The sequence below is a fragment of the Pseudomonadota bacterium genome (genome assembly GCA_018817425.1).
GTDB lineage: Bacteria > Desulfobacterota > Desulfobacteria > Desulfobacterales > RPRI01 > RPRI01.
In genome coordinates this window covers 20,187-45,931 of record JAHITX010000096.1, presented here as the reverse complement: position 1 = coordinate 45,931, position 25,745 = coordinate 20,187, and the positions used below count along the sequence as shown (strand labels likewise).

At 39.4% G+C, this 25,745-nt stretch carries 29 protein-coding genes; 17 read left to right on the top strand and 12 right to left on the bottom strand.

The window, feature by feature from the left end; translation table 11 throughout:
- Positions 1 to 3 precede the first annotated feature (3 nt).
- The 3 genes from gatA to mutL all read left to right on the top strand — a co-directional run bounded on the left by gatA (position 4) and on the right by mutL (position 3,524).
- The gene (gene gatA, locus KKC46_16670) at positions 4 to 1,467 is read left to right on the top strand and encodes an Asp-tRNA(Asn)/Glu-tRNA(Gln) amidotransferase subunit GatA (GenBank protein MBU1055434.1); all 1,464 of its coding nucleotides are present in this window, start codon (positions 4 to 6) and stop codon (positions 1,465 to 1,467) included.
- Between the two features lie 24 nt (positions 1,468 to 1,491).
- Entirely contained in the window at positions 1,492 to 1,665 is a 174-nt protein-coding gene (locus KKC46_16665) for a hypothetical protein (protein MBU1055433.1), read from the top strand.
- 68 nt (positions 1,666 to 1,733) lie between these two features.
- Positions 1,734 to 3,524 carry a DNA mismatch repair endonuclease MutL gene (mutL, locus tag KKC46_16660; protein MBU1055432.1) on the top strand — a complete coding sequence of 597 codons (1,791 nt, stop codon included), beginning with the start codon at positions 1,734 to 1,736 and terminating at the stop codon, positions 3,522 to 3,524.
- Between the two features lie 88 nt (positions 3,525 to 3,612).
- On the opposite strand, the gene KKC46_16655 is transcribed toward mutL, so the two are convergent.
- A complete protein-coding gene (locus KKC46_16655) occupies positions 3,613 to 4,080 on the bottom strand; it encodes a response regulator (GenBank protein ID MBU1055431.1) in 468 nt (155 codons plus the stop codon).
- Between the two features lie 271 nt (positions 4,081 to 4,351).
- Positions 4,352 to 4,591, bottom strand: a complete 240-nt coding sequence (locus KKC46_16650; GenBank protein MBU1055430.1) for a hypothetical protein — start codon at positions 4,589 to 4,591, stop codon at positions 4,352 to 4,354.
- Positions 4,592 to 4,880: 289 nt separating this feature from the next.
- Between KKC46_16650 and KKC46_16645 the strand changes: the two genes are divergently transcribed.
- From KKC46_16645 to KKC46_16630, 4 genes are all read left to right on the top strand, one after another.
- Positions 4,881 to 5,453 carry a diheme cytochrome c gene (locus tag KKC46_16645; protein MBU1055429.1) on the top strand — a complete coding sequence of 191 codons (573 nt, stop codon included), beginning with the start codon at positions 4,881 to 4,883 and terminating at the stop codon, positions 5,451 to 5,453.
- Between the two features lie 67 nt (positions 5,454 to 5,520).
- Positions 5,521 to 6,588 (top strand): hypothetical protein, encoded by a 1,068-nt coding sequence (locus KKC46_16640; protein MBU1055428.1) that lies wholly within the window; start codon positions 5,521 to 5,523, stop codon positions 6,586 to 6,588.
- Between the two features lie 147 nt (positions 6,589 to 6,735).
- Positions 6,736 to 7,041, top strand: coding sequence for a hypothetical protein (locus KKC46_16635; protein ID MBU1055427.1), 306 nt, complete (start codon positions 6,736 to 6,738; stop codon positions 7,039 to 7,041).
- Positions 7,042 to 7,220: 179 nt separating this feature from the next.
- The gene (locus KKC46_16630; protein MBU1055426.1) at positions 7,221 to 7,553 is read left to right on the top strand and encodes a histidine triad nucleotide-binding protein; all 333 of its coding nucleotides are present in this window, start codon (positions 7,221 to 7,223) and stop codon (positions 7,551 to 7,553) included.
- On the opposite strand, the gene trpA is transcribed toward KKC46_16630, so the two are convergent.
- The 7 genes from trpA to KKC46_16595 form a co-directional block, all read right to left on the bottom strand.
- Positions 7,554 to 8,357: a tryptophan synthase subunit alpha gene (gene trpA / locus KKC46_16625; protein ID MBU1055425.1), complete on the bottom strand. Its 804-nt coding sequence runs from the start codon at positions 8,355 to 8,357 to the stop codon at positions 7,554 to 7,556. It lies immediately after the preceding gene.
- 87 nt (positions 8,358 to 8,444) lie between these two features.
- Positions 8,445 to 9,677 (bottom strand): tryptophan synthase subunit beta, encoded by a 1,233-nt coding sequence (gene trpB, locus KKC46_16620; GenBank protein MBU1055424.1) that lies wholly within the window; start codon positions 9,675 to 9,677, stop codon positions 8,445 to 8,447.
- Positions 9,677 to 10,366, bottom strand: coding sequence for a phosphoribosylanthranilate isomerase (locus tag KKC46_16615; protein MBU1055423.1), 690 nt, complete (start codon positions 10,364 to 10,366; stop codon positions 9,677 to 9,679). Before KKC46_16615 ends, trpB begins: the two co-directional genes overlap by 1 nt.
- Positions 10,366 to 11,166, bottom strand: coding sequence for an indole-3-glycerol phosphate synthase TrpC (trpC, locus tag KKC46_16610; protein MBU1055422.1), 801 nt, complete (start codon positions 11,164 to 11,166; stop codon positions 10,366 to 10,368). The genes KKC46_16615 and trpC overlap by 1 nt, the downstream gene beginning before the upstream one ends.
- Complete coding sequence (gene trpD / locus KKC46_16605; protein ID MBU1055421.1) at positions 11,166 to 12,182, bottom strand: anthranilate phosphoribosyltransferase; 1,017 nt, start codon at positions 12,180 to 12,182, stop codon at positions 11,166 to 11,168. Before trpD ends, trpC begins: the two co-directional genes overlap by 1 nt.
- Before the next feature lie 107 nt (positions 12,183 to 12,289).
- Complete coding sequence (locus KKC46_16600; protein ID MBU1055420.1) at positions 12,290 to 12,859, bottom strand: aminodeoxychorismate/anthranilate synthase component II; 570 nt, start codon at positions 12,857 to 12,859, stop codon at positions 12,290 to 12,292.
- 143 nt (positions 12,860 to 13,002) lie between these two features.
- Positions 13,003 to 14,484, bottom strand: coding sequence for a chorismate-binding protein (locus KKC46_16595; protein MBU1055419.1), 1,482 nt, complete (start codon positions 14,482 to 14,484; stop codon positions 13,003 to 13,005).
- 826 nt (positions 14,485 to 15,310) lie between these two features.
- On the opposite strand from KKC46_16595, the gene KKC46_16590 reads away from it, so the two are divergent.
- From KKC46_16590 to KKC46_16555, 8 genes are all read left to right on the top strand, one after another.
- Positions 15,311 to 15,517 (top strand): type II toxin-antitoxin system HicB family antitoxin, encoded by a 207-nt coding sequence (locus KKC46_16590; GenBank protein MBU1055418.1) that lies wholly within the window; start codon positions 15,311 to 15,313, stop codon positions 15,515 to 15,517.
- Positions 15,510 to 15,734: a type II toxin-antitoxin system HicA family toxin gene (locus tag KKC46_16585; GenBank protein MBU1055417.1), complete on the top strand. Its 225-nt coding sequence runs from the start codon at positions 15,510 to 15,512 to the stop codon at positions 15,732 to 15,734. Before KKC46_16590 ends, KKC46_16585 begins: the two co-directional genes overlap by 8 nt.
- 532 nt (positions 15,735 to 16,266) lie before the next feature.
- On the top strand, positions 16,267 to 17,019 hold the full coding sequence (locus tag KKC46_16580; protein MBU1055416.1) for an abortive infection family protein: 753 nt from the start codon (positions 16,267 to 16,269) through the stop codon (positions 17,017 to 17,019).
- 82 nt (positions 17,020 to 17,101) lie between these two features.
- Positions 17,102 to 17,566: a hypothetical protein gene (locus KKC46_16575; GenBank protein MBU1055415.1), complete on the top strand. Its 465-nt coding sequence runs from the start codon at positions 17,102 to 17,104 to the stop codon at positions 17,564 to 17,566.
- Positions 17,567 to 17,653: 87 nt separating this feature from the next.
- Positions 17,654 to 18,430 carry a DUF4393 domain-containing protein gene (locus KKC46_16570; protein MBU1055414.1) on the top strand — a complete coding sequence of 259 codons (777 nt, stop codon included), beginning with the start codon at positions 17,654 to 17,656 and terminating at the stop codon, positions 18,428 to 18,430.
- Positions 18,431 to 18,871: 441 nt separating this feature from the next.
- Positions 18,872 to 19,147 carry a transposase gene (locus tag KKC46_16565; GenBank protein MBU1055413.1) on the top strand — a complete coding sequence of 92 codons (276 nt, stop codon included), beginning with the start codon at positions 18,872 to 18,874 and terminating at the stop codon, positions 19,145 to 19,147.
- Positions 19,148 to 20,285: 1,138 nt separating this feature from the next.
- Positions 20,286 to 21,470 carry a YncE family protein gene (locus KKC46_16560; GenBank protein MBU1055412.1) on the top strand — a complete coding sequence of 395 codons (1,185 nt, stop codon included), beginning with the start codon at positions 20,286 to 20,288 and terminating at the stop codon, positions 21,468 to 21,470.
- A gap of 104 nt (positions 21,471 to 21,574) precedes the next feature.
- The gene (locus tag KKC46_16555) at positions 21,575 to 22,294 is read left to right on the top strand and encodes a hypothetical protein (GenBank protein ID MBU1055411.1); all 720 of its coding nucleotides are present in this window, start codon (positions 21,575 to 21,577) and stop codon (positions 22,292 to 22,294) included.
- A gap of 310 nt (positions 22,295 to 22,604) precedes the next feature.
- Here the strand turns inward: KKC46_16555 and KKC46_16550 are convergent, their stop codons facing one another.
- Both KKC46_16550 and KKC46_16545 read right to left on the bottom strand, forming a co-directional pair.
- Positions 22,605 to 23,042, bottom strand: a complete 438-nt coding sequence (locus tag KKC46_16550) for a universal stress protein (protein MBU1055410.1) — start codon at positions 23,040 to 23,042, stop codon at positions 22,605 to 22,607.
- 607 nt (positions 23,043 to 23,649) lie between these two features.
- A complete protein-coding gene (locus KKC46_16545) occupies positions 23,650 to 24,606 on the bottom strand; it encodes an IS110 family transposase (GenBank protein MBU1055409.1) in 957 nt (318 codons plus the stop codon).
- Positions 24,607 to 24,808: 202 nt separating this feature from the next.
- On the opposite strand from KKC46_16545, the gene KKC46_16540 reads away from it, so the two are divergent.
- The gene (locus tag KKC46_16540; protein MBU1055408.1) at positions 24,809 to 25,063 is read left to right on the top strand and encodes a type II toxin-antitoxin system Phd/YefM family antitoxin; all 255 of its coding nucleotides are present in this window, start codon (positions 24,809 to 24,811) and stop codon (positions 25,061 to 25,063) included.
- Positions 25,060 to 25,347, top strand: a complete 288-nt coding sequence (locus KKC46_16535) for a type II toxin-antitoxin system RelE/ParE family toxin (protein ID MBU1055407.1) — start codon at positions 25,060 to 25,062, stop codon at positions 25,345 to 25,347. The genes KKC46_16540 and KKC46_16535 overlap by 4 nt, the downstream gene beginning before the upstream one ends.
- Positions 25,348 to 25,365: 18 nt before the next feature.
- Here the strand turns inward: KKC46_16535 and KKC46_16530 are convergent, their stop codons facing one another.
- The gene (locus KKC46_16530; GenBank protein MBU1055406.1) at positions 25,366 to 25,722 is read right to left on the bottom strand and encodes a hypothetical protein; all 357 of its coding nucleotides are present in this window, start codon (positions 25,720 to 25,722) and stop codon (positions 25,366 to 25,368) included.
- Positions 25,723 to 25,745 lie beyond the last annotated feature (23 nt).

The following is a 25,745-nucleotide window of genomic DNA, read 5'->3' as shown; positions in this document are numbered from 1 at the left end:
AAAATGAAACTGCACGAATTAACCATAAAAAAAGCGCATGATCTGTTAAAGAGCAAAGAGATATCTTCTATGGAGCTCACAAAAGCGGTTCTTGGCCGGATTGCTGAAGTTGATGAAAAAGTCGGAGCATATATTACCATAGCCTCGGATTCTGCAATTAAAGAAGCAAAGCTTGCAGATGAAGCTATATCAAAAGGCAATATAGCAAAACTTACCGGCATCCCTATAGCTGTAAAAGATCTTATCTGCACAAAAAAAATACGCACAACATGTGCTTCTAAAATTCTGGATAATTTTATCCCGCCTTATGATGCTACAGTTATATCCATGCTTAAGAAAGCCGGAGCAGTAATAGTAGGAAAATCAAATATGGATGAGTTCGCCATGGGTTCATCGAATGAAAACTCAGGCATCAAGCTTACCCGGAATCCATGGGACTTGAGCAGAATTCCCGGAGGTTCCAGCGGGGGATCAGCCGCTGCTGTTGCTGCTGATATGTGCATAGGTTCTCTTGGCTCGGATACGGGCGGATCTATTCGTCAGCCTGCCTCACACTGCGGTGTTGTGGGGATGAAGCCGACATATGGAAGGGTTTCACGCTTCGGGCTGATTGCTTTTGCGTCTTCACTTGATCAAATTGGCCCTGTTACAAAAGATGTTACTGATTGCGCCATTCTTGCCGGAGTAATTTCAGGTTATGACCCTTCGGATTCAACATCCGTTCCAAAAGATGTTCCGGATTACCCTTCATTTTTAAACGAAGGCTTAAACGGTATAAAAATAGGAATACCGAAAGAATATAACACAGTAAAAGGTCTTGATCCGGAAGTATCAGAAGCAATAACAAACGCAAGAAAGGTACTTGAAAACCTTGGCGCTCAATGTGTTGATGTTTCGCTCCCCAATACCGACTATGCAGTACCGGCTTATTATGTTATTGCCCCTTCAGAGGCAAGCTCCAATCTTGCCCGTTTTGATGGTGTAAAATATGGGTTCAGAGATCAAGATGCAAAAAATCTCATTGAGATGTATAAAAATACACGATCAACAGGTTTCGGGCCGGAGGTAAAGCGTCGTATAATTATCGGAACATATTGTCTGTCGGCAGGATACTATGATGCTTACTATAAAAAAGCATCCCAGGTACGTACTCTGATCACCGAAGATTTTAATAAGGCATTTGAGATTTGCGACGTAATTCTTTCTCCTGTAGCGCCAACTCCCGCATTTAAGATAGGAGAAAAAACGGAAGACCCGCTTACAATGTATCTTTCAGATATTTTTACGCTTTCTGCAAACCTTTCCGGGATACCCGGCATATCCGTTCCTTGTGGATTTTCGTCAGGCGGTCTGCCTATAGGGTTGCAGATATTGGGGAAGCATTTTAACGAAGAAGTACTTTTAAAAACTGCCTATAATTTCGAACAGGCAACTGACTTTCATAAACGAAAACCAAAGATTGAATAGTAAAAGTGTGAAAGGGAATAAATTATGAGCATACAGCCGGAAGGCGAAAATTTAAGAAAAGCAGTAAAGTGGATTTCGGAAACTTTAAAATACGAGACGGGAAAAAGTCGGGCAAAACTTGTTGAAGAAGCATGCCTGAAGTTTGATCTTACTCCCATCGATACGGAATATCTTTCTAATTTTTTACAGAATAAATAGGGATTACCCCCAAATGAGAAGAAAATAAACCCTGGAACCCTCGAATCCTGGTACCCTTTATAATCTATATGCCAATAAGAATACTTCCTGAAAATATTTCAAACAAAATCGCCGCAGGTGAAATAGTTGAACGTCCGGCTTCAGTCGTAAAAGAGCTTGTTGAAAATGCTCTTGATGCCAAAAGTTCACGTATTCTTGTTGAAATTGAAAAAGGAGGGAAATCTCTCATAAGGGTTTCGGATAACGGCACGGGTATGGTAAAAGATGATGCCCTGCTATCAATTGAAAGGTACGCCACCAGCAAAATAGAAAATGATGAGGATCTTTTTTCAATAAATACTTTTGGATTCAGGGGCGAAGCACTTCCAAGCATTGCTTCTATTTCACGTTTTTCACTTGTAACTCAAAATGAAAAATCCGATACCGGCATTGAGATAAAAATAGAAGGCGGCAAACTAATATCTGTAAAGGATAAAGGCTCTCCCGAAGGTACAATGATTTCGGTTAAGGATATTTTTTTTAATACCCCGGTACGACGAAAATTTTTAAAATCAATAGAAACTGAAATGGGGCATATCACAGATGTAATTTCTACTATGGCGCTTGCCCATCCGGATATTCACTTTAAACTTCTTCATAATGGAAAAACTCTTTATAATCTGCTTTCATCAACTGATTCTACAGTAAGAATAGAAGAGATACTAGGGAAAGAAACAAAAAGCAATTTATACAGACTTGGTTTTTCAAATGGGGATATATCTGTTAAAGGCTGGATATCTTCTCCGATGGTAAAAAAACGTACGACCCGCGGGATATACATATATGTTAACGGCCGGCTTGTGCGTGATCGGGTGGTTCAGCATGCCCTCATTGAAGGATATGCATCAAGACTGATCAAAGGAGAGTTTCCTGTTGCGGTTATCTTCTTAAACGTTGCCTATAATGAAGTTGATGTTAACGTTCATCCTGCAAAAAATGAAGTCCGCTTTTCAGACCAAAATAAAATTCATGAAGCTGTTAAAAACGCGGTAAAAGAAACGCTGGATCTGTTGGACCCTTTTAAAAAACACAACACAGATTTTATACTAAAAGATCAAAAAGCTGAACCGGCAAGCGTTTTTGAACCCAAGAATTTTTATCAGCCTGCCGCAAAAGAGGTTTCTGTTCAAAGCAAAGCTGCCCCTGATTTGAAAGTAAAAGATATTACGCCTCATGTAGAAAACAGCAAACAAAAGCTTAGCTCCGATTTCCAGGAAAAGCTTTGGGAAAAGAAGCAATTTAAAGATTTAAGAGTATTAGGGCAGCTTCACGAAACATATATAATCTGTGAATCGGCTGAAGGATTATTTCTTATAGATCAGCATGCCGCCCATGAACGCATCCTTTATGAACAGATTCAAAAAAGTGCTGATTCATTCAGATATTCCGTACAGATTCTTCTTGTTCCGGAAGTTATAGAATTTGGGTATAGAGAAACAACGGTTTTTGAAAAATTGTTGCCGGATTTCCAAAAGGCCGGATTCGAGGTGGAACCATTCGGAGGTAATGCTTTTGCCGTAAAGTCCGTACCGGCTTTTATTGCAGATAAAGATGTTAAAACCATTATCATTGAAACAGTAGAAAAATTAATTGAAACAGGTTTTGCCCCCGGAGTTGAAAAAACATCGGATGAGCTTATAAAACTTATAGCATGCCATGGTGCAATAAGAGCCAGCCAAAATCTTTCCGATAAGGAAATAAGCGCGTTATTAGATCAGTTAGATGATTGCAAAATGCCGTCTTACTGCCCACATGGTCGCCCCACATGGATAAAATTCTCAATAAAGGAACTTGAGAAATTTTTTAAAAGAACAGTATAAATTATAAAAAGCTTTGAGTAACTCATATTTTATTCATCTTCCAGGTCACCTCATAACTCGTGTCAGATTCGAATAATTTCAGCATTTGTTATCGCAGGAAGGATGCTAAAAGTATCCCCAAGATTAACCATATGGGTATTGAAAGAAGCAAAGCCCAAGTGATACCTTTGGAATTTTTTAAACGGTCGCTCAATACTTTTTTTTCAAATGCTCTATTGATTCTAAGCTGAACATCATCAAACCGGAAAGGTTTAGTAATATAATCGTAAGCCCCAGCTTTTATAGCTTCTACAGCTGTTTTAACGGTAGGATGCCCGGTAATCATGACAAAAACTATTTTATCATCAATGTCTAAAACTTTTTTCAGAAGTTCTAATCCATCCATATTCGGCATAACAAGATCTGATATTACCAAATCAAAATTGCTTTTCTGAAGGTTGTATAAAGCATCATGCCCATCAATAGCAGTAACTACCTCAAAGTTCATAGTGGTTAAAAACTCAGCAAGAATACTACGTATTTCTTCTTCATCATCAACAATCAGAACTCTTCCCATAGTTTTTTCCTTTTTATATATTTTAACAAATAATATAGCGATTATTATTACTATATAGATTAAAGCCGGTTTATGGTCAATGGGAATTTTGTTTTAACATATTACAGTTACAGCAATTGCCATAAGACTCCAGCAAACACAAAATATTTTTATTGCAACATAACTGCCGGTTGAGGTAATGTTTTTTAAACATAATAAAAGTTATGGGCATGATGGTATAGTCATTATGGAAAATCTCAAATTAAATAGGATATTAACAACCTTATTCCTGCTACTGATTTTTTGCACAAGCAGCGTATATGCAGATGCCTGTTTCTGCGGGAATACCTGCTTTAATGGTTTTTCCCCTGTATCGAAGAAAAAGACAAATATTCTGTTTCACATGCGATGCATGGGCAACCTGTGCAAGAGTTGTAATCTGGAAAATGGGCAAATGCTCAAAGCACCCAACACAAAAACCCAGATGTTTAATATAAAAATCTTTTATGCTGAGTTCATCCTGTTTTCTCATTTAGATTATACTTCAATTTATCATGCCATTGAGGACTTTGACTCATTTTATACCTTTAAAACTATCGTATCACCACCCATTTATTTGCAAAACCTTTCCATTCTCTGTTGATCTAAAAAATATCTACTTAATTTTATACACAACTAGTTTGTATGCTGATTCTGCTTTTATTAAAATCTTAATAATACCTGTGTTAACCATAGATGTTAACTGTTAAATGTATATATTAGGATGCCGGTATGTTAATTAATTTATTTGAATAACACACATCTTAGAAAGGAGCTAATTTATGAACAGAATGCATAAATGGATTATTTTTTTATTGGCATTTTTACTTATGGCAAACGGGGTCTTTTCTACCGCCTTTGCTGATGACGACGATCATAGAGGAAAGAGGCAACACCGAAAAAGGGAGCGAAATCATTCTGAGCATGCCGGTAAAGACAATCTGGTGGCAGTTAATAACCCAACATACAAAGAAAGTTGCGGAGCCTGCCATTTCGCGTATCAGCCGGAACTATTACCATCCGGTTCATGGGATAAAATTCTAAACAGCTCTGAAGACCATTTTGGGGAGGCTATCGATCTTGATCCTGACGCAAAAGATGCAATTGCAAAATATCTTAAAGCCAATGCAGCAGATCATTCATCTTCAAAAATATCTGCAAAGATTATGAAATGCATAGGCAACCAAACACCACAAAGGATCACAGATATTTTATATATTCAGAGAAAACACCATGAAATCAGTATGGATGTGTTTAAGCGAAAATCTATCGGCTCAATATCCGACTGTATAGCCTGCCATACAACTGCTGAAAAAGGAATCTATGATGATGATAATGTAAATATTCCAAAATAAATCCTGTTGCTTGGCAAGATATAATGATGATTATAAATTTGTTTATGCACTTTGTCGTTGGGAAAAAATGAATGTAAGTATTTATAAATTGGGTAATTACAAAATCATTGAATCCAGAAGTGGTGAGTTGAGATGGGAAGCCCATTTCGGCTTAGGTGCGCTACAGGAAGGAATATGCTTTAAGAAGGGTATTATCCTGTTTATTGGTCCACCTGAAAACCAGCGCGACGGCTTTTTGAAATTAGAGTTTATGGATCAACTCAAACGATTTCCTGATTGGCTTAAGACGAAATATTATTGTGATAACGTTGAAGTATGCAAATGTGATACCGGCAAGAAAGTTGCTAAAGAAGAAATGATATTATGGACGTTCGATCGGGGTATCAATAAAAAAGGTGAACTATATTCTGAAAATTCCGATCAGAGTTTGAATAATATTTCTGCCGATAGTATGAAAGAAAATCTTACTTTCAGGCTTGAGCGATATCAAATAACTAAGAAAACAGATGGTAAAATTTTTTGGAAAACATATGCAGGCCCAAATACCGCACAAAGTGGTGATTGTATTGTTTTAGAAGATATTTTATTCATAGGATCATGGCAAACCGATCAATCCAGCTTGGATAAACGACAATTTATTGCTAATTTAAAGCAACTTCCGAAATGGGACCAGACGAGATATTACTGCCCCACACTTTCACTTCATGATTGTAAAGCCGGAAAAAACGTAAATGAAGAAAAGATAAAGTTATCAAGCGATAAAATTACAACGGAAAAACATGATATTTATGATAGACGCGAAACCAGTACCAAGCTTAAAATCTCCAACGACATGAAGCGGAAAATCTTGCCCGAAAAGATAATGCCGGTTTTGGATTCGCTTGCTAAGGCTACAGAAAGCTATTGGAATTATAATCATTATTTCCGGTTTAAATTCAAAAAATCTTATATTCCAAAGAGTACCTCTGTTTTTAGCACCTCTGGTCTCAGGAAAAGGGCAATTTATATTGTGGCTCTCATTTTTTTGATAATCTCACTATGTTTTGTTTTCCTGATAGGCTATCGTAAAGAGCATCATGAAAGGCGGCATTACGAAAGAGACGATCACCATTCAAGCCATCATAGGGATCACTAAATCTGGGCCTGACTCTGTAATATAATCACAGATTTAATCCAATTAGTAACGGCCTAAAATGAAAAAAAATACCGAAAATTTATTTTTATTTTGATTATTCTGGTGCTGGCTGTGGGGCACTTGATTGTTGACTAAGTGGAATCTGATATGAAAAAGATAATATTTATTTTGGTAATCGGATTCCTGCTGTTCGAGTTTATAGAGCATGTGATTTTTCCTATGATCTGGTTTATTAAAGACCGAAAGAAAAAATCCGTTTGCGGAGCAGAGGCAATGTTGGGAAAAACAGGTGTAATTAAATACTGGCGGGAATCTGAAGGACAGCTTTTTGTAAATGGAGAGTTGTGGCGAGCTGAAAGCGATTTTCTCCTGTCGGCAGGGGATAGAGTGGTTATCCAGGATGTGGATGGACTCACTGTAAATGTGATTCCCTTCAAGGAAAAAGATAGCTGATAGCATCACAGGTCGCTTGTGTAAAATATATCGTAAACTTTGTTTTATAGCGTTTAACCTTGACCCCTGCACAAAAATTTAATACTGAAAGAGGTAGTAAAAAGTTTGAAATAATTTTAGGATGCCAAATCTGATCGGATTTTATGCAAAGTCTCGATTAGTCTATGGAGGATAACCGTATGGAACCTGATTGTATTTTCTGTAAAATTGTAAAAGGAGAAATTCCGAGCACCTTTCTTTTTGAAAACGACAACCTTGTTGTCTTCAGAGACATTAACCCGCATGCGCCTGTACATATTCTTATTGTACCTAAAAGGCATATAAGAAGTATAAACGATTTAACTGAAAATGACGCAAAAATCGTATCCGAAATGATTATGACCGCAAAAATGATGGCCGAAAAAGAATCAGTTTCGAAATCAGGTTACAAACTCCTTTTCAACGTGGAAAAAGGCGGCGGTCAGGTTATATTCCATCTTCATCTGCATCTTATAGGCGGATGGAAGAAGTAGCTATAACCTTGTTGCCGCTTTCAGCCTACTGACTTTTTCACCTAGTATTGCGTCAAGATTCGGGTTATCCAAATTTTCTTCAATTATACGCTCAAAAGCACTTCCTACGACTATTCCGTCTACATCCGGTGCAATTTTTCTTACATCTTCCGGCTCGCTTATTCCGAATCCGACACATATGGGAAGATTAGTTACAGAACCAAGGCTTTTGGAATTAGAAGTAACTTCTCCCGTATCAAGCCCGTCGCTTCCTGTAACACCTGTTTTTGAAACAAGATATAAAAATCCGGAAGCTGATTCGGCAATTTTCTTCATTCTTTCAAGTGGAGTAGTAGGTGCTACAAGACGAATAAGGGCAAGTTCATTTCCTGGCCATTTTGAAGTCATTTCATCTGATTCTTCAGGAGGAAGATCAACAACAAGAACTCCGTCTGCACCGGCAGAAATAGAATCGTTATAAAATGCTTCTGCGCCATATGAAAGTATAGGATTATAATAGCTGAAAAGAATTATGGGAATATCTGAAAATGTTCTGATTTTTTTTGTCATTTCCATAACTTTTTTGATAGTTATGCCTTGCTTAAGAGCACGAGCAGAAGATCTCTGGATCACCGGCCCATCAGCCGTAGGATCGGAAAAAGCAATGCCGAGTTCTAAAATATCAAGCCCTGCTTTACACATCGATTCAATTATTTTAAGTGAAGTATCAAGATCCGGATCTCCTGCCGAAAGAAATCCGACAAGGGCTTTTTCTTTTTTTTGTTTCAAGGCATCAAATGCTTTATCAATTCTATTTGTCTTCATTTGTTCTTAATTCTCCTTCAATACAGGTGGTTTTTTAACCCGCACCTACAAATCCCGTAGAGACGCAAAATCTTGCGTCTCTACAGCCTAAATTATCGTTGAAACAATCCCAAGATCCTTATCACCTCTGCCTGAAAGATTAACGATTATAATTTCTTCTTTTTTCATACGCGGTGCCTGCTCCATTACAAAAGCAAGCGCATGGGAACTTTCAAGAGCAGGTATTATTCCCTCAAGCCTGCAAAGGGTTTTAAAAGCATTAAGTGCCTGATCATCATCTATAGAAACGTAGCTTGCTCTTTTTACATCTTTAAACAAAGAATGTTCAGGACCGACCCCCGGATAATCAAGACCGGCGGATATTGAATGAGCCTCAACGATCTGCCCGTTTTCATCCTGAAGTACATATGATTTCGACCCGTGCAGTACTCCTACAGAACCTTCGCCAAGGGTTGCAGCATGTTTTCCGGTAGAAATACCTTTACCGGCAGCTTCGACACCTATCATTTCAACCGGATCATCTATAAACGGAAAGAAAAGGCCCATAGCATTGCTTCCTCCTCCGACACAGGCAATCAGCAGATCCGGAAGGCGGCCGGTTTGCTCCATGATCTGTTGTCTTGCTTCTATTCCAATTATTATCTGAAAATCACGTACCATCGCGGGATACGGATGAGGGCCGGCAACAGAACCTATTATATAAAAAGTATCAACAACTGCTCCAACCCAATATCTCATAGCTTCATTCATAGCATCCTTGAGTGTGCCTGTTCCTGATTCTACAGGTACAACCTCTGCCCCAAGAAGCTTCATACGTAAAACATTAGGAGCCTGTCTTTTTATATCTTCGGTTCCCATGAAGATCTTGCATTCCATTCCGAAAAGAGCTGCTACTGTTGCAGTTGCAACACCATGCTGCCCTGCTCCGGTTTCGGCAATTACCTTCTTTTTCCCCATCCATTTGGCTAAAAGCGCCTGGCCGAGCGTATTGTTAATCTTGTGGGCTCCCGTATGCGCAAGGTCTTCGCGCTTTAAATATATGGATGCGCCTTTTAAATGTTCGCTCAATCTTTTTGCATAAAAAAGAGGCGTGGGGCGGCCTGCATAAAGGGCAAGAAGATCGTCCAATTCTTTTTTGAATTTTTCATTCGGCGTGATTTTGTTATATGCTTCTTCAAGCTCAAGGAGAGCAGGCATCAGAGTCTCACCGACATAACGCCCTCCGTAAATCCCGAAATGTCCGTTTGTATCAGGACATGGTACGGTTTTTAAAGGAGCAAAACCGCCTGCAAGAGATTCTTTGTTTGTTAAAGAGTTCATCAAAATATTCTCCTTGTTGTTTTTGTAAGCATGCATCCTGATACAATGCTTATAAAAGATTTTACTTTTTCGATATCCTTTATCCCGTAAGAAGATTCAACACCCGAGCTGATATCAACCGCATCAGGGCTGCAAAGAGATATTGCTGTTTGTATATTATCCGGCGAAAGACCACCTGCCAAAATAAGTGGATAATTTTCACCTACTATTTTAGCTTTTTCCCATTCCCACGAAAGTGCATTTCCGCCCGGAAGAGCACCTTTGCCATATTCCACGATAAATGCCGAAGCCTTGTAATCATTTACTTCTTCAATTAAAGGACTTTTTTCAATAAAAAGAGCTTTTATCACAATCAGGTTTTCTTTGCAAAGATCAGCCACAAGCTGAGGTGTTTCATTACCATGAAGCTGAACGGCACAAAGACCACTTTTTTTGGCAGTATTCATTATTGAAGAAAAACTTTCATTAACAAAAACCCCGACCTTCTTAATTTCTTTAGGCAAAGCCTGTGATATTTCACGCGCTGCGTCCGGAGCAATATATCTTGGGCTTTTTTGATAAAAAACAAATCCCAATGCATCTGCTCCAAGCTTTGCACATGAAACTGCATCACTTACTCTTGTGATGCCACAGATTTTTATCTGGGGTTTATTGCTAAGATTGTTTGTGCTGTTAATTTGTTCTATCATTATATTAATTCATCTTTTCCCGGCTTCATTAGAGACTTTAAAAATACAGCCGGATCATCAGCTTTTACAATGCTTTCACCAATTAGAAAATTAAATACTCCAAAAGAAAGATTTTTTTCAATGTCTTTACGGTTCGTTATTCCGCTTGCCGCAACTGCGATCTGATCTGCGTTTAAAAGAGAAGACAAACTCATTGCGGTTTTTATATCGGTATCAAAGGAGCTTAAATTCCTGTTGTTAATTCCGATAAGTTTTGCTCCCGCCTCTGATGCTGCTTCAAGATCTTTTTCAGAATTAACTTCAACAAGCGCATCGAGATTCAATTCAGTACAAAGCGCAATATAATCTTTAAGCTGTGTTAAAGAAAGAATCCTTACGATAAGAAGTGCCGCATCAGCTCCCATAGCCGCTGCTTCATATATCTGATAAGATGATATCAAAAAATCTTTCCTTAAAACCGGAAGAGACGATGCTTTTCTTGCTGCAATAAGATCATCCGGATTTCCCATGAAAAATTTTTTATCGGTTAAAACCGATATTGCCGCCGCACCGCCATCTTCATATCCTTTGGCATATTTTGCCGGATCAAGATCGGGGCATAATACTCCTTTTGAGGGTGAAGCTCTTTTAATCTCGGCTATTATATTAACACCGGAAGGCCCTGGCTTTATAAATTTTTGTAAAAAAGGGCGTCTTTTAATATTTTGTGCCTGATCGCGAAGTCTTTCTTCTGAAACATTTTTTTTGCAGGCTTTAACTTCACTTTTTTTATGCTCAACTATCTTTGTTAAAAAATCCATTATCCGTTTTCCTGGGTAAAGCGAACCAGAGATTCGAGTTTTGATTTGGCAGCACCTGAATCAATAGATATTTCGGCAAGCTTTATGCCTTCTTTTAGGTTTGCAGCTTTCCCCGCCGCAACCAGAGCAGCAGAAGCATTTATAAGAATAATATCTCTTTTAGGCCCTTTTTCTCCGTTTAAAATGTTTTTCGTAATCTGGGCATTATCGGAAGCTGTACCACCAATAAGATCACCGGCATTAGCCGTTTTACCGAAAAAATCTTCAGGATCAATATCATAAGTTCGAATCAAGCCATCATTTAACTCGGATATTCTTGTAGGGGCACAAATTGAAATCTCATCAAGACCATCATGCCCGTGAACCACAAATGCTCTTTTTACACCGAGAATACGAAGTGCCTGGGCGAACATTTCCGTAAGCTCAGGAGCATAAACACCCAGGATCTGATAATTTGCAGATGCCGGATTGGTAAGAGGGCCAAGCATGTTAAATATGCTTCTTAAGCCGATCTCTTTTCTTGCTTTCGCCGCATATTTCATGGCTTCATGATAAAGAGGGGCAAAAAGAAAGCCGATCCCGATTTCCTGTATGGCTTCTTCTACTATTTCAGGCGCAGTATCCAGCTTGATGCCAAGTTCCTCAAGGAGATCGGCGCTTCCACACTTGCTTGAAACGGAACGGTTTCCGTGTTTTGCGACAGTTACACCGGAACCTGCTACAACAAAAGCGCTTGTTGTCGAAATGTTAAAAGTACTGGCGCCGTCTCCTCCTGTGCCGCATGTATCAACAACGGTTTTTGCAGTTGCCTGGATACGCCGCGCTTTTTTACGCATAGCAGAAGCTGCTCCGGCAAGTTCTTCAAAAGTTTCACCCTTTGTGGCAAGTGCAGCCATAAAGGCTCCTATTTGTGCATCCGTTATGTTTCCTGAAAAAATTTCACTTAACATCTGAAACATTTCTTCTTCACCAAGATCCGTTCTTTCTATTATCTTTTTCAAGCTTTCTTTAAACATTGTTTTTCCTCTTAATGAGCTATCGGGCGAGTTACGAACCCGCCCCTACAAAAAGATTCCCCCTTAACAAAGGGGGCCAGGGGGTTGTATCTTGCCCCCGCTCCCTGTTAGTCTACGCTGTTTAGGAAATTTCTTAATAAACGTTTTCCAACAGAAGTCATAATAGATTCCGGGTGAAACTGAACCCCTTCAGTCTTATGGCTTTTATGCCTTATCCCCATAATCTCTCCTTCTTCCGATTCGGCGGTTATATCAAAACATGAAGGCAGAGTTTCTTTTGATACGGCCAGAGAATGATAGCGCATAGCTTTAAAAGGGTTGGCAATTCCCTTGTATATTGATTTCCCGTCGGATGTGACAGAAGAAACTTTTCCGTGCATAAGCTTTTTTGCCGAAACGATATCACCGCCAAAAACCGCAGCTATAGCCTGATGGCCTAAACATACGCCAAGAACAGGTATTTTACCCGTAAAATGCTTGATCACGTCCATCGAAATCCCTGCCGATTCGGGCCTTCCCGGTCCCGGAGATATAACAATACCGGATGGATTCCATACTATAATTTCATCCAATGTCGCCGCATTATTTCTTATAACTTTAACATCAGCCCCAAGTTGTCTTAAGTATTGAACAAGATTATATGTGAATGAATCAAAATTATCTATCATTAAAATCATTTCCGATCCTCCGGTATATTAATAGACTTTCATATAATGTTTTTGGCAAGGCCAGAAGAAGCCACCCTGAGTAAAGCGTACAGTTGGTACGCTGTCGAAGGGGGGCGACTGATAACGCAGTCCAAAAATTTTATATGAAAGTCTCATTTACTTTTTTGGATAAGCTGTAATGCATTTTGTATAGCCATAGCCTTGTTTTCAGTTTCCTTCAGCTCACTTTCCGGGATTGAATCAGCTACTATTCCGGCTCCAGCTCTTACCACAAGCTTTCCTTTTTCCACACAAGCGGTTCTTATCGTAATAGCCAGATCCATATTGCCGTTAAAAGAGATATATCCAACAGCTCCGCCGTATGGCCCCCTCGGCTCTTTTTCAAGTTCCGCTATGATTTCCATGGCTCTTACCTTCGGCGCACCCGATAAAGTGCCTGCAGGAAAAGTTGCAGCAAGAAGATCCCATGCATCGTATTCTTTTTCAAGATCGCAGTTTATGCTCGAAACCAGATGCATTACATGAGAATATCGCTCGATTACCATAAGATCGGTTACCTGTACGCTGCCTGTTTCCGCTACCCGGCCAAGATCATTACGCCCTAAATCGACAAGCATGAGGTGTTCTGCCCTTTCTTTTTCATCGGAAAGAAGTTCATCTGCAAGAGCCCTGTCTTTTTGCTCTGTGTTTCCTCTTTTGCGTGTTCCGGCAATAGGGCGAAGTGTAGCCACCCTGTTTTCAAGTCTTACCATAGTTTCCGGTGATGACCCAACAAGAGCAACATCTCCAAGGTGCATAAAGAAAAGATAAGGTGAAGGGTTAATATATCTTTGCACCCTGTATAATGTCCAGAAATCCGGAGCATCGTCACATATAAAAGGCTGGGATATAACCGCCTGGATTATATCTCCTGCTCTTATGTATTCTTTTGTTTTTTCAACATGATTTAAAAATATTTCCGGTTTTTGCTTTGGATAAAGAGAAAAATTTCCTTTTACCGAATCCTCATCATTAAAAGAAATCTGCTTTTTGATATTTTCCGTCATCGCCTCTATACGTGCTTTTGCTTTATTATAAGAGATCTCAGGCTCTTTATCATCATCTGTAAAGCAGATGCTTATTCCAAGAAGCGTATTTCGGATATTATCAAAAACAATTATCTCATCCGGTATTATAAAATGAGAAAGTGGCTTATCATCAGGTACCACGCAGGGAACAGGCTCAAAAAACGAAACCATCTCATATGAAAGATAGCCGACCATTCCTCCCCAGAAACGCGGCAGCCCGGCAAGCGATGCAGGACGGTAATCCTTCATGATATCTCTTAAAACATCAAGCGGTTTATTTCCATGAGGTATCTTTTTAACCGTACCGTTTTCTTTTACTTCAACATGATCTTTAAATACGCATATATGGCTGCGTGCCGAAGTTCCCAGAAAACTGTATCTTCCCCATCTTTCTCCGCCTTCAACACTTTCAAGCAAAAAGACCGGGCCTTTGCCATCGTAAAATTTACGCAGCAAAGAAACCGGCGTTTCGGTATCGGCAAGTATTTCCACGCAAAGCGGGATAACATTGCTCTTTTCAGAAAGAGCACAAAATTCTTTTTTGTCCGGAAATTGATTTAATAACATTGGTATTCCTTACATATTATAATTTATGGAGCCAGTTTCAAAACGTCCCATTTTGGCCGATCTCTGCGTTGGGCTCAAATTTCAATCCTCGAAATACTAAATGTATTCCTGTGGTTGAAATTTTCTCCCGCCTTGAGCTTGACCAAACTGAAACGTTTTGAAAGTGGCTCTATTGACTTTTTTATATCTATATCGCGTATGCCCTTTGTATATATTATATAAAACAGACTTTCAAATAAACTCTACAAAAAAAGGGCCGTAAACTTTATTTACGACCCTTTAAAATTAAAAAAGGATCGCAAAACCATTCAAGTTGTCCGCGATCCTTTGTTTTATTATTTTATATCAGATAATTAGATTAATAGGGCTTCGCAGGCAACTTTCTTTCATAGGCCCGCCAACACCAATTTTTATTTCCCGATTCCACAATTATTTTATTAAAATATTTTTTCATAAGTTTTTCTTCAAATAATTTTTTAGTATATTTACATACGGTTTGAATTGTTGTCAAGAAAATTTACCGAGGTTGTAATTTTATGCTATTATCAATATAATTTCAAAAGGATAGGGATTTGGAAACAAAAGTTAGAAAAAATCCCAACAGCCAAAAGCTGAGTAGACCCTTTTCCCCTCCTATAAATACCTTCCATGCACACAAAAAACGCCCCCCCTAAAATTTCCATTGTCTCAAGGCTGGATGTAGCCAATTACATCACCTCCTTTCCGGTTGATTTTTAGCGGGAGATACGATAGAAAAGGAGAGAAGGTTCATTAGAAAATTTGGAGAACTTGCACAGGGATAAAAAATCATTTATGGGGTGAACAAATGAATACATTTACCGCTATCGTGCATAAAGAAGAAAATCTTTATGTGGCTTTGTGTCCCGAGGTGGGAACAGCAAGTCAGGGGGAAACTATAGAAGAAGCAGTGAAAAATCTTCAGGAAGCTACAGAACTTTATCTGGAAGAATTCCCCATGAAGCATACTTACCGACCGATAATGACAACATTTGAGGTTGCCGTTCATGCCTGAACTTCCGAGAATCTCAGGCAAGGAAGCCGTTAACATATTTAAAAAACTTGGATTTTATGAAGCACGCCAGAAAGGCAGCCATGTCATCATGCGCAAGGACGACAGAGGATGCGCAATTCCATTACATAAAAATCTTGCCATCGGAACACTCAGAAGTGCTATCCGTCAGGCCGGTATTACTGTTGACGAATTTGTTACCGCCTATAAAGAAAGATAATCTTGTTAAATAGCGGCAGTGTCTGCCACCTTAAATTTTAGCCAGCTTATACTGCTTAGCGATTCTTCCGCACTCTGTAGGGGCAGCCGGTCTGTTTTTACCATTTTTCCATCCACCCTCCCTAAAACAAGCGGTTAAAGAAAAAAATTACCACCTGCCGTTTCTGTCGAATAGTAAATATTTAAGATCGACCCTCATGGTTCCTTTTTCTTAAGATCGACTGCTACTGTACATTTGTGCATAACATGTTTGATAATGACAGCTTCCTGAAAGCAGCAACACGGCAGATGTCTTAGATCTACAAAGTTTCATTCAGTAATCAATGAAAATGAAATCAATTGGACAAAATCCTGTGTTATACGTAATACGTGTTAAGAAATAATAAATAGAAATTACAGAATATCACACAGAAAATTTGACAAAAACTATAAATTTCTTTATAAATTAACTACTTTTCATACAGATTTTGTTACCGGCATCAAATAAGGCATATTACGTATATTAATTGTTAGGTTTTTGAGGATAAATTTCTATGCTTGACGAATTTTCAAATGATATTGAACGCATTCAAGCCCTGCAAAATATGCTTATTGCTATCTCAACAGGTGAACAAGCTAAAAGTAGTGATTATACGGAACTAAGAGGTTACTTATTAGAGAATTCTGCATACAAGCAACTTCTACCATCGTTTGTAAGAACAAATAGAGAGTTAAATCAATTTTGGCCATTTATAAAAAATAAATACGGCACCTATGCGGAGCGCCGTGCGTATATTTGGCAAGAATTTACCCCCATCCTCGATTTTTTGGAAGGTAAAAATCGAGCCCCACTAGATCAATCCACATCCGAAATTCTAAAGCAGTTCGATTCAGATGGGGTACATGTAGTATGGCAACGCGCGTTGGAACGACGTACAACTGACCCAGAGGGCGCAATAACGGCAGCGCGAACATTACTTGAAACAGTCTGCAAACATATACTTGACGAACAGCAAATCTCATATGATAACAATAAGATCGAATTACATGAACTATACAAGCTAACAGCTGGTGAACTTTCGCTATCACCAAGTCAGCACACAGAAGACGTTTTTAAACAAATATTGTGGGGGTGTTCTGCTATCGTTAATGGGCTGGGGACTTTGCGAAACAGGCTAGGTGATGCACATGGTAAAGGCAAAGCACCTGTTCGTCCAGCATCACGGCATGCTGAGCTTGCAGTTAATTTGTCCGGTGCTCTCTCTCTATTCTTAATAGCAACATTCAATGACCGATACAAAACCTAACCTGGCGCTTTACTCGGAATTGTGTTCCGCCTTGCTCCACACAATCCGGTAAGCTTTTCGTTATGTGCAAATGAGTAAGTTTATGACTGAACTGGATAAAATACTTATAACATCGTCATTAACTATCGGCGGTGGAGTTATTGTCTATGTACTAGGCCAAGTTATCTCTAAATTTATAATAGAGCCAACACATGAAATGTACAAGGTGATTGGGTCAGTGAGATACAATTTGGCTTACCACGCCGCTACAATCAGTACGTCAATATCCCGGACGCCAGAAAAATCAGATCGTGCATTTGAAGATATATTGAAAAACTCATGTGAATTGATAGAAAAAGTTAATTCAATACCCTTTTACAAAGCAATTTCGTTTATTTCTATTGGTAAGTTACCATGTAAAGAAAATGTGAAACTCGCAGCAAAGCGATTGCGGGGCCTATCTACCTATGTACACGAAATTGGTGAGGAAGCAGCATCAAACGTAAAGGAAATATCGCAACGGATAGTGGCCATCGAAAAACTTTTAAACTTGGAACGCTTAGACTAATGTGAACACATAACATGCTTCTTCACCAGAATCGGGCCAAACGGCGGCCCGCTCTGGTGAGAAGCGGCGTTGGGCTACGAGATAAAGATGAACCAAGAAAAAGAAATAATTGATGCGGCAAAGGCGCTGGGACTTGGCGATCTGATACCCGAGGTATATCGTGATATGCTCCAACCAGCCGTCAGGCAGGTTGGTGAAGGCCTTGCTGTAATAGCAAAAGCCGTAAAAATATCCCTTGCTCCATTAGAGGCAGGAGTATGGGGTTACCAGCAAATCAAGGAATGGCTTTCATTCCGTGTTACGAGTATACTTGCAAAAAAGCAGGTAAAGAAAATTCAAGCAGCTCCCTTCAACATTGCTGGACCTCTTGTGCTTCAATTAATATTCGCTAAAGATGAACCAGATCTAAAAAATTTATATGCATCATTATTGGCAACGGCAATGGATGCAGATGATAACTCAGCCCATCCCTCATTTGTATCAATCATTCAACAACTGACGCCGGATGAAGCAAAGATACTACAATACGTTGCTAAAATCGATGAGAAATGGCCATCTTTATCTGAAGACACATCTGTTGAAGGATATGCAAAAGATTCAGTCGATTCAAAGTTCAAAAAATGGTGTGAAGAAGCAGGTGTCAAAAAATTAGATGGGTCTGAAACTTATATGGACAACCTTATTCGCCTTCGCATTTTTAGACATGTGGTTGGAAATGATGCCAAATATGAGCCACCTGGATACAATCGACATGGTGATTACGGAGCCTCTGTCTCTAATACCGAATATGAGTTGTTAGAATTAACATCGTTTGGGCGACATTTCATTAACGCTTGCATCGAAAGTGGAAAGCCCAACAAATAACTGGTGCGGACGCTAAGGGCGACGCCGCACAGTTCGGCGTTACTCTCTTTCCATCCGTATTCCTCAATTCATACAACTGTTTCCTACTTAACAGTTGTAGGTGAATTGCAGTTTTTTCCGGGGAAAAAATTTGTTACATCGACAACTTCTTTGCTGTTTCTCAATTTAAGATATTTTTATATATCACAGTTTGATTGAATAAGTAAAGGTAAAGGGGTCAAATCTCCGCTTAGCTCTTATTGATGAAAAAAACAGTGCTGTATAGGGCATAGTGGTCAGGAATAACAATTCCACAATTAAGCTCAAAGCACAAAAATAGAGAAAAAATAAAGAAGAGCTAATAGGAGATTTGACCCTTTATTATTCCTCAGTTAATGCTCCCAAAATTTGTGAATTTTTGAAGCGTCTTATGCATGGTCATGATAAGAAAGTATTTTTGATTTGGGATGGTCATCCAACTCACAAGTCAAAACTTGTATAGATTCATTTGATGGGCGTTTAGAGATATTTTTACTACCTTCATATTCTCCTGACTTGAACCCTATTGAACAGTTATGGAACCACACTAAAAACAATGGCGTTGGAATACAACCTGTAAATGGTCCTGATCAGCTAAAAAGGGCGGTAATTAATAAACTACGCCGTCTTCAAAAGTTGCCAAAAATAATTTCTTCATTCTTTCGACATCCAGAATGTGTCTATATTTTGAGCGAGTGATGTATATAGACTTAAGAACTCATTAGTAATACGGAAAACCCAGGTCTTATATATAAAAAAATATGAAATCCAAACGTAAATATCAGAAGTATAAACCATTGGTTTCAGATTTTGTAACATCCCGGGCCGCTTAACCGGCTGTGGCCACCTGCTTCCGTAATTACTTCTATTTGAGTGCCGATTTCCCCTTTATTTTATTTTTCTATTGATTTAATTTATCCAAAATGTTAGCCAAATCTTTATATTGTTGTTCATTATACAATTTGTGCCGTTTTGGCATTTTCTGGAATAAATAATCCATTATCATATTTCAAATTATACTATTTTTATAATTTTAAAAGGATTGAGTATGACCGGATACAACTAAGCCCCAATCTTCAGATAGATGAAGCATGGGGCTTTTGTGTTTTTAGATAAGTTGATTATCATCGGACTGGTTCGTCATATATTTCATAAGTATCTTCTTAATAAATTCTGAAAAAACATGAAATCTATGTGGATACTGTAAAGGTGTAAGGATTTAAAACTAAATAATTTATCGTTCTATATGATCTAATAAATAGAATGTTGGGCTGACTCATGGCTATTTTGGTATAAATCTCAGAAGAGTGCGAGGCAGGAGGGGTATAGGTGGCTTCTATCATACTATAAAAGCGAGGTGATGCCTTGTGATGATTTGAAGAACTTCCGCGATGGACAACAACGGAGCTAATGGCAGTACTTCGGTACAGATACTGGCATAAGTTTCTCGACAGGCTGGTACAGAATGCTGATTTTCCTCATTTAAGAGCTTGTATCTTATTGGTTTTATTGATTCTCAATTTTGAAAAAAAGTAGTTCTGTAACAGCTTGTCGATTCCTCAACCTGATTTGAGATTCTCATTGCCAGAAAAGGTGAGCAGGATAAGGTGGGAAGAGACCATAAAGATTACATTTTGGGGGTCGGCCCAACAAAGGAAGGACTCAGGACAAATCTACGGATTCTGATCCTGTATGAAGATAGCTGATCATGGGTAAATAATTCGTGAGATGGCAGGAATGGTTTAATATACTCTTATCCCTCTGGGAGATATTATTCGGCCATTTCTTGGTTTGTCCCGAAGTCGTTAAATATCATTAATAATTATGGAGGTAACAAATGATGAATAGATTGGTGTACTTTTCATGTCTTGTCGCAGTGTTAACATGTTTTATCGGAATAGCTGTATCAGCCCAGGCTGCGTCCTATGCTTATATGGGCAATTTTGGCATGAATACTGTTTCGGTAGTGGATACTGCTACCAATATGGTAACCGCAACCATACCCGTTGACAATTGGCCAACAGGTGTCGCAGTCAACCAGGCAGGAACACGAGTTTTTGTAGCCGAAGGTTCCGAGATCAAAGTGATTGACACAGGCGCTAATTCTATAATAGGTACAATATCAACAACTTCTGCAACCCATGGCATCGCGATAAACTCAGCGACCACGAAGCTTTATGCTTCTACTTTCGGGGACGTAATTGTTGTGGATACGCTCACACGTTCAATCGTGGCAACAATTCCCATAACTGCACAGCCTTGGCATACTGTAATGGGTATCGCAATTAACAGGGCAGGTACTCGCCTTTACGCGATGATTCCTGAAGAAAACTTAGTAGCAGTGATTGATACGTCCACAAACACAATAATTGGAACTGTTTCTGTAGGTATCTCGCCTATTGGCGTTGCTATGAGCCCGTCCGGCACTCGTGCCTATGTGGTGAACTACGGTGAGCCAATTTCGTCGGCGACAGACAAACCCGGTACTGTTTCCGTCATAGACACGTCTGCCGGAGCAGTCGTAGCAACTATCCCCGTAGGCAACAATCCCGAGAATGTAGCCGTTAATCCGGCAGGTACAAGGGTATATGTCACAAACTGGTTATCAGATACTGTATCAGTTATCGACACGGCCACCAATACAGTGGTTTCCACTATTCCCGTGACGGACGGTATGCCGCGCAGCGTAGCAATAGATGAATCAGGCGCCCATATTTATGTGGGAACGACAGCGTCTCAGACTGTTTCGGTTATTGACGCAGCCAGCAATACGGTAGTTGCACGTATATCTGGCCTTATTGGTGTCAATAGTATTGCCATCGGTCCTGATGAGAGTCTGGGCGGCATAAGTAAGCGAACGAGTATACAGAAGGTCGTATGTACAAACCTATCCACAAGACAGTCCGTAATCATCCAAGGAGAGTCTGTGGCATTGACCGGTTCCTGGAACTGTGAGGACGCGGGCTTGGCTGTCCGCCAAGGTGATAGCATCAATATGACCGTGAAAGGACTTTCCTTCTGAGGGCCAAAGTTTCTTGATTAATTGAACTATCTATTTGGAGTTAGACCGTGGATGCTACGGTTTGATATTCCAGAGGAAAATAAATAAATTTATAAGGGGGCTTTATGAAAATGTTCAAATCGGTTTTTATTGTTGTGGTTGTAATTTTACTTTGTTCTCAAGTTGTCTCTGCCAATTTAATCCAAAATGGTGGTTTTGAGACGGGTGGCTTTACCGGATGGAACTCGGCTGGTGATATATCTGTGGTAGGAAGTATATACGGTAGTGGGCCGATAGAAGGTGCGTATCAAGCTGTTCTATCAACTTCAAGAGCATCATCAGCCGAAAACCTGGAGACATTCCTTGGCTTGTCAACGGGGACGTTAAATACACTAACAAATCCCGCCCAGCCTGTTTTTGGCGGATCAGCAATCAAGCAAACCTTTGTTACAACTACCGGGGGCACAGTTTCATTTGCATGGAATTTTCTTACTGATGAACCGGGCAAATCAATTGGAAATGATTTTGCTTTTGTCACGCTGGATAATCAACTCCTCTGTCTCGCCAACACCTATTCCACCCTTACAGGTTCAAGTACCCTTTTTGTAAGCGAAACTGGATTTAATTCAATGTCACTAAGCCTTGGTTCACCGGGTTTACATACAGTTGCCTTTGGCGTTGTAAACGTTCTTGATGATTATGGTGATTCCGGACTGCTGATTGATGGCGTATCTGCCCATGTCGTTCCGCTGCCCAGCTCATTATTGTTAATTCTGACCGGATTAATCGGTACTGGATTTGCAAGGAAACAATTCAATAGGTTTTCGCGTTATTCCGCCAACTGAACATCCCATCGTCTGGAAGACAAGGGGTCCAAGAGGAGCTGATTTAAAATTGATTTTCTAACTCTTATTGATGGGAATGCAACGGAATAATAAAGGGGTCAAATCTCCGCTTAGCTCTTATTGATGAAAAAAACAGTGCTGTATAGGGCATAGTGGTCAAGAATAACAATTACACAGTTAAGCTCAAAGCACAAAAATAAAGAAGAGCTAATAGGAGATTTGACCCCTTTTTTCTTTCTATTAATATGGAAAATAAGAGCCAAAAGCGGACTTGACCCCTGGCTTTCTGTTTGAGTCGGGGTTAGAGATATCAGGGACGAACCACCAGCACGGAACAGGGGGCCCTTCTGACGACACTTTCCGTTACACTGCCCATAAATACTCTTTTGGGACCTGTGACCCCCCGGGTGGCCATTACGATCATGTCCACCTTATCGGCTTCTACACACTCAATAATCCCGCCATAAATATTTTCATGGTATTTTACATTCATGGTAACTGGTATATCCGATATATGTTTTTCTGTAAATTTTTTCAACATTCCTTCCGCATTAGTCACGATGTCACTCAGTTTTCTTAGGCTCTCTGACCCTTCGTGATACATGCTTGAAAAAGGGTTGCTGATAATGTGTGCGACAATTAGTTTTGCCCCAAAAAGTGAAGCCAATCCGGTAGCTTTTATGAGGGCCTGGGCGGAGTAATCTGAAAAATCCGTTGGACAGAGTATTCTTTTAAATCCTTTATCCATAACGACCTCCTTTATATAAGTGGAAATGACGTACGGTTCATTATTTTTAAGTATTATTTTTATAAAATAAGCGTTATGTATGATTTGTATATAGGTCGATGGCATCATTTTATTAGGTAAAAATCCCAATAGTTGGGACTTCAACCCCCATCTGCACGTGATGGTCTTTTTCCGGGGGATAGTGCGCGCCCTTTAGTTATTCATTTTTTTTTAATTCAAGCCATAATACGCTTACTTTTTTTAAATTTTCGGTTAAGATATTTTTACATATCACAGTTTCACCCAAACCTTTGATAAGAAGAATGTATGAAGGAGTTGCTTTAATCTTGGAGTACTATTTCTTGTGTGAAATTCTTTCTTCCTTGTTTATTCCAATCAAGAAATATTTTTTATTTCGTATTCCATAAAAGGTTTTTCCATAGGCGGTTTTCCCCATCATTATGAGAACATCCTATCCAACCCTTGTAATTTGAAAGTCGCATGAAACGCTTTTACCTTGCTCAATTGGGATTAGGATGTTGACGGGGAGTTATGTATTCTGAAAGAGGAGGTCGCTATGCGCCTCAATGGAAGAAAACGATAATCTCCCCGCCTATGTAATAATATCTTATGCAGCCTTTTTTATCACCTGCTTTTTCTTAAAGTTGATTGAATACTCACTGTCATCCCTTACAATCGCATAGATGATTCCCAATAGCTTTCTGGAAACTGCAACAAGGGCCACCATCCTTTTCATGCCTCTACTAGTCAGCCTTGTGTAGTAATCATACATGATACCATTCTTTCTTATGGTCTGGATCGCTGTATAATAAAGGATCTTCCGGAGCAGACTCCTCCCTCTTTTTGAGATCCTCCGCTGTCCTTTCATTTTACCGGAGCTTATCTCGTAGAGATCAAGACCGGCCAATTTCATGATCTCTGAGCGTGTCTTGAATTTTTTAAAATCTCCTATTTCTCCGATGATACCTGCCACAGATACAACACCAAGCCCTTTTATGAAAAGCAGCTTTGAGCTATAGGTTATCCTCCCGAGAGTTATCTCCATTTCACTCTCTATCTCGGAAATAAGGTTTTTTAGCATCTCCAATTGAACGAGAATGTGTTGTATATCCATGGAGAGACCCAAAATACCTTCTCTGATCCCTATGGTGTTTTTGGCAAGGCTGATAAGCATATCCGCATGCTGCTCTTTAAACTTGCCCCTGCTCCGCTTCCTCATCTCTTCGCCAAGAAGTTTTTTATCCAAAACACTTATGGCGTCCGGCGTAGGATATTTCTTGAGGAGATAGAGCGGTGTCCGGCATTTTATGTCTTTCATCACTTTCTTAAACTCGGGGAACAACAGAAAGACCAATTGCTGTAACTGGTTTACAAGAGCAGTCCGTTCCCTTACATGCCTCTCCCTCGAGTTGTTCAACCTCCGTAAATACGCAGCATCACCCTCAGGAATGACTATGCTCAACGCGTGACCCCATCGTATAATATCTGCAATTACCCGCGGATCTTTATCATCGGTTTTTAAAGGAGAATTATCGCTTAATTCCTTTACCTTCTTTGTGTGCATGGGATTGACCTGAACCACTTTCACCGAGTAGTAATAGGGACGTCTATGTTTTTATGCTTTACGTCCGATTGTTTATAAATTGAGAGCCGTGGTTTGCCGTTAAACTTACATGATAATCCCCCTGCGAATCATTTCTTGACAGACTCACAGATTTAGGCTTAAATTGACCAGAATTTTGGTTAATCTTAATTGGAGTCATATTATGAAAATAATGTCATTATCTGAAGCAAAAATGAAGTTCAGCGCCCTTGTGGATATTGTAAATACAAATGACGAGGAGATCATCGTGACAAAAAATGGTCGTCCTGCGGCGGTTATTATCAGTTCCGATGAGTATGAAAGCATAAAAGAAACATCCCGAATTATCTCGGATGCGGATTTGATGTCTGAGATCAGACAAGGTTTGAAAGATTTGAAGGCTAAACGGGCGAAGGTTTACACTCTTGAGGAATTATGAAGCCCAAACTTTATTCACTGAGGATTCCGGATGAAACAGCAACCTTGATTCGTGGAATGCACCCGGAACTAAAGAGCAAAATCAAGTCGGGCCTTAAAGCAATCCTGGAAGATCCCCATACCGGCAAGCTGCTGCGTAACGAATTGGTCGGATTGCGAAGTTTTCGCGTCAGCAGATTCAGGATTATTTACCGCATTATGAAAAAAGAAGTGGAAATAGTCACCGTCGGTCCTCGTATACAGATTTACGAGGAAACGTACAAACTGCTTCAAAAGAAAATATAGAAATGCGTTTGTTATAACTTAACATCCTTTCAAATCGACTTTTCTTATTTTCTCAACAAACAAACCGGCAGTCTTATCGCATATGCTGTGCTCATAAATAGAGCCTTCTTTATTAACTCCTCTTATCTTTGTATCAAAAAAAAACCACTTTAAAAGCTTTATACCTGTGTCGGTTCGGTTACTGTCTTGAATTTCTTCTTCAGTGAATGGTGCCGGTTCAGGTATTTCATATCCGCTGTCGATTAACGATTTCATGAAATTCAATATTCTTCCAAGCCTTAACATAGTAACTGCCTGATTTCTTTTAATAAGCAGGGCAATCTTATAAGAATCGATCTTATCTATTTTTATTTTGCCACCATGGATGAATTTCATGTATAATGCGTAAGAATAAAGGG

What these genes read in the sequence shown, in the direction of transcription:
- KKC46_16560 (MBU1055412.1), top strand. Translation starts at nt 20,286, where the DNA reads ATGATGAATAGATTGGTGTACTTTTCATGTCTTGTCGCAGTGTTAACA.
- trpC (MBU1055422.1), bottom strand. Translation starts at nt 11,166, where the DNA reads ATGGATTTTTTAACAAAGATAGTTGAGCATAAAAAAAGTGAAGTTAAA.
- KKC46_16650 (MBU1055430.1), bottom strand. Translation starts at nt 4,591, where the DNA reads ATGAGAAAACAGGATGAACTCAGCATAAAAGATTTTTATATTAAACAT.
- trpA (MBU1055425.1), bottom strand. Translation starts at nt 8,357, where the DNA reads ATGAAGACAAATAGAATTGATAAAGCATTTGATGCCTTGAAACAAAAA.
- KKC46_16550 (MBU1055410.1), bottom strand. Translation starts at nt 23,042, where the DNA reads ATGGATAAAGGATTTAAAAGAATACTCTGTCCAACGGATTTTTCAGAT.
- gatA (MBU1055434.1), top strand. Translation starts at nt 4, where the DNA reads ATGAAACTGCACGAATTAACCATAAAAAAAGCGCATGATCTGTTAAAG.
- trpD (MBU1055421.1), bottom strand. Translation starts at nt 12,182, where the DNA reads ATGTTTAAAGAAAGCTTGAAAAAGATAATAGAAAGAACGGATCTTGGT.
- KKC46_16555 (MBU1055411.1), top strand. Translation starts at nt 21,575, where the DNA reads ATGAAAATGTTCAAATCGGTTTTTATTGTTGTGGTTGTAATTTTACTT.
- KKC46_16615 (MBU1055423.1), bottom strand. Translation starts at nt 10,366, where the DNA reads ATGATAGAACAAATTAACAGCACAAACAATCTTAGCAATAAACCCCAG.
- KKC46_16540 (MBU1055408.1), top strand. Translation starts at nt 24,809, where the DNA reads ATGAAAATAATGTCATTATCTGAAGCAAAAATGAAGTTCAGCGCCCTT.
- KKC46_16545 (MBU1055409.1), bottom strand. Translation starts at nt 24,606, where the DNA reads ATGCACACAAAGAAGGTAAAGGAATTAAGCGATAATTCTCCTTTAAAA.
- KKC46_16530 (MBU1055406.1), bottom strand. Translation starts at nt 25,722, where the DNA reads ATGAAATTCATCCATGGTGGCAAAATAAAAATAGATAAGATCGATTCT.
- trpB (MBU1055424.1), bottom strand. Translation starts at nt 9,677, where the DNA reads ATGAACTCTTTAACAAACAAAGAATCTCTTGCAGGCGGTTTTGCTCCT.
- KKC46_16635 (MBU1055427.1), top strand. Translation starts at nt 6,736, where the DNA reads ATGAAAAAGATAATATTTATTTTGGTAATCGGATTCCTGCTGTTCGAG.
- KKC46_16595 (MBU1055419.1), bottom strand. Translation starts at nt 14,484, where the DNA reads ATGTTATTAAATCAATTTCCGGACAAAAAAGAATTTTGTGCTCTTTCT.
- KKC46_16630 (MBU1055426.1), top strand. Translation starts at nt 7,221, where the DNA reads ATGGAACCTGATTGTATTTTCTGTAAAATTGTAAAAGGAGAAATTCCG.
- KKC46_16640 (MBU1055428.1), top strand. Translation starts at nt 5,521, where the DNA reads ATGAATGTAAGTATTTATAAATTGGGTAATTACAAAATCATTGAATCC.
- KKC46_16575 (MBU1055415.1), top strand. Translation starts at nt 17,102, where the DNA reads ATGACTGAACTGGATAAAATACTTATAACATCGTCATTAACTATCGGC.
- KKC46_16655 (MBU1055431.1), bottom strand. Translation starts at nt 4,080, where the DNA reads ATGGGAAGAGTTCTGATTGTTGATGATGAAGAAGAAATACGTAGTATT.
- KKC46_16590 (MBU1055418.1), top strand. Translation starts at nt 15,311, where the DNA reads ATGAATACATTTACCGCTATCGTGCATAAAGAAGAAAATCTTTATGTG.
- KKC46_16665 (MBU1055433.1), top strand. Translation starts at nt 1,492, where the DNA reads ATGAGCATACAGCCGGAAGGCGAAAATTTAAGAAAAGCAGTAAAGTGG.
- KKC46_16570 (MBU1055414.1), top strand. Translation starts at nt 17,654, where the DNA reads ATGAACCAAGAAAAAGAAATAATTGATGCGGCAAAGGCGCTGGGACTT.
- KKC46_16645 (MBU1055429.1), top strand. Translation starts at nt 4,881, where the DNA reads ATGAACAGAATGCATAAATGGATTATTTTTTTATTGGCATTTTTACTT.
- KKC46_16585 (MBU1055417.1), top strand. Translation starts at nt 15,510, where the DNA reads ATGCCTGAACTTCCGAGAATCTCAGGCAAGGAAGCCGTTAACATATTT.
- KKC46_16580 (MBU1055416.1), top strand. Translation starts at nt 16,267, where the DNA reads ATGCTTGACGAATTTTCAAATGATATTGAACGCATTCAAGCCCTGCAA.
- mutL (MBU1055432.1), top strand. Translation starts at nt 1,734, where the DNA reads ATGCCAATAAGAATACTTCCTGAAAATATTTCAAACAAAATCGCCGCA.
- KKC46_16535 (MBU1055407.1), top strand. Translation starts at nt 25,060, where the DNA reads ATGAAGCCCAAACTTTATTCACTGAGGATTCCGGATGAAACAGCAACC.
- KKC46_16600 (MBU1055420.1), bottom strand. Translation starts at nt 12,859, where the DNA reads ATGATTTTAATGATAGATAATTTTGATTCATTCACATATAATCTTGTT.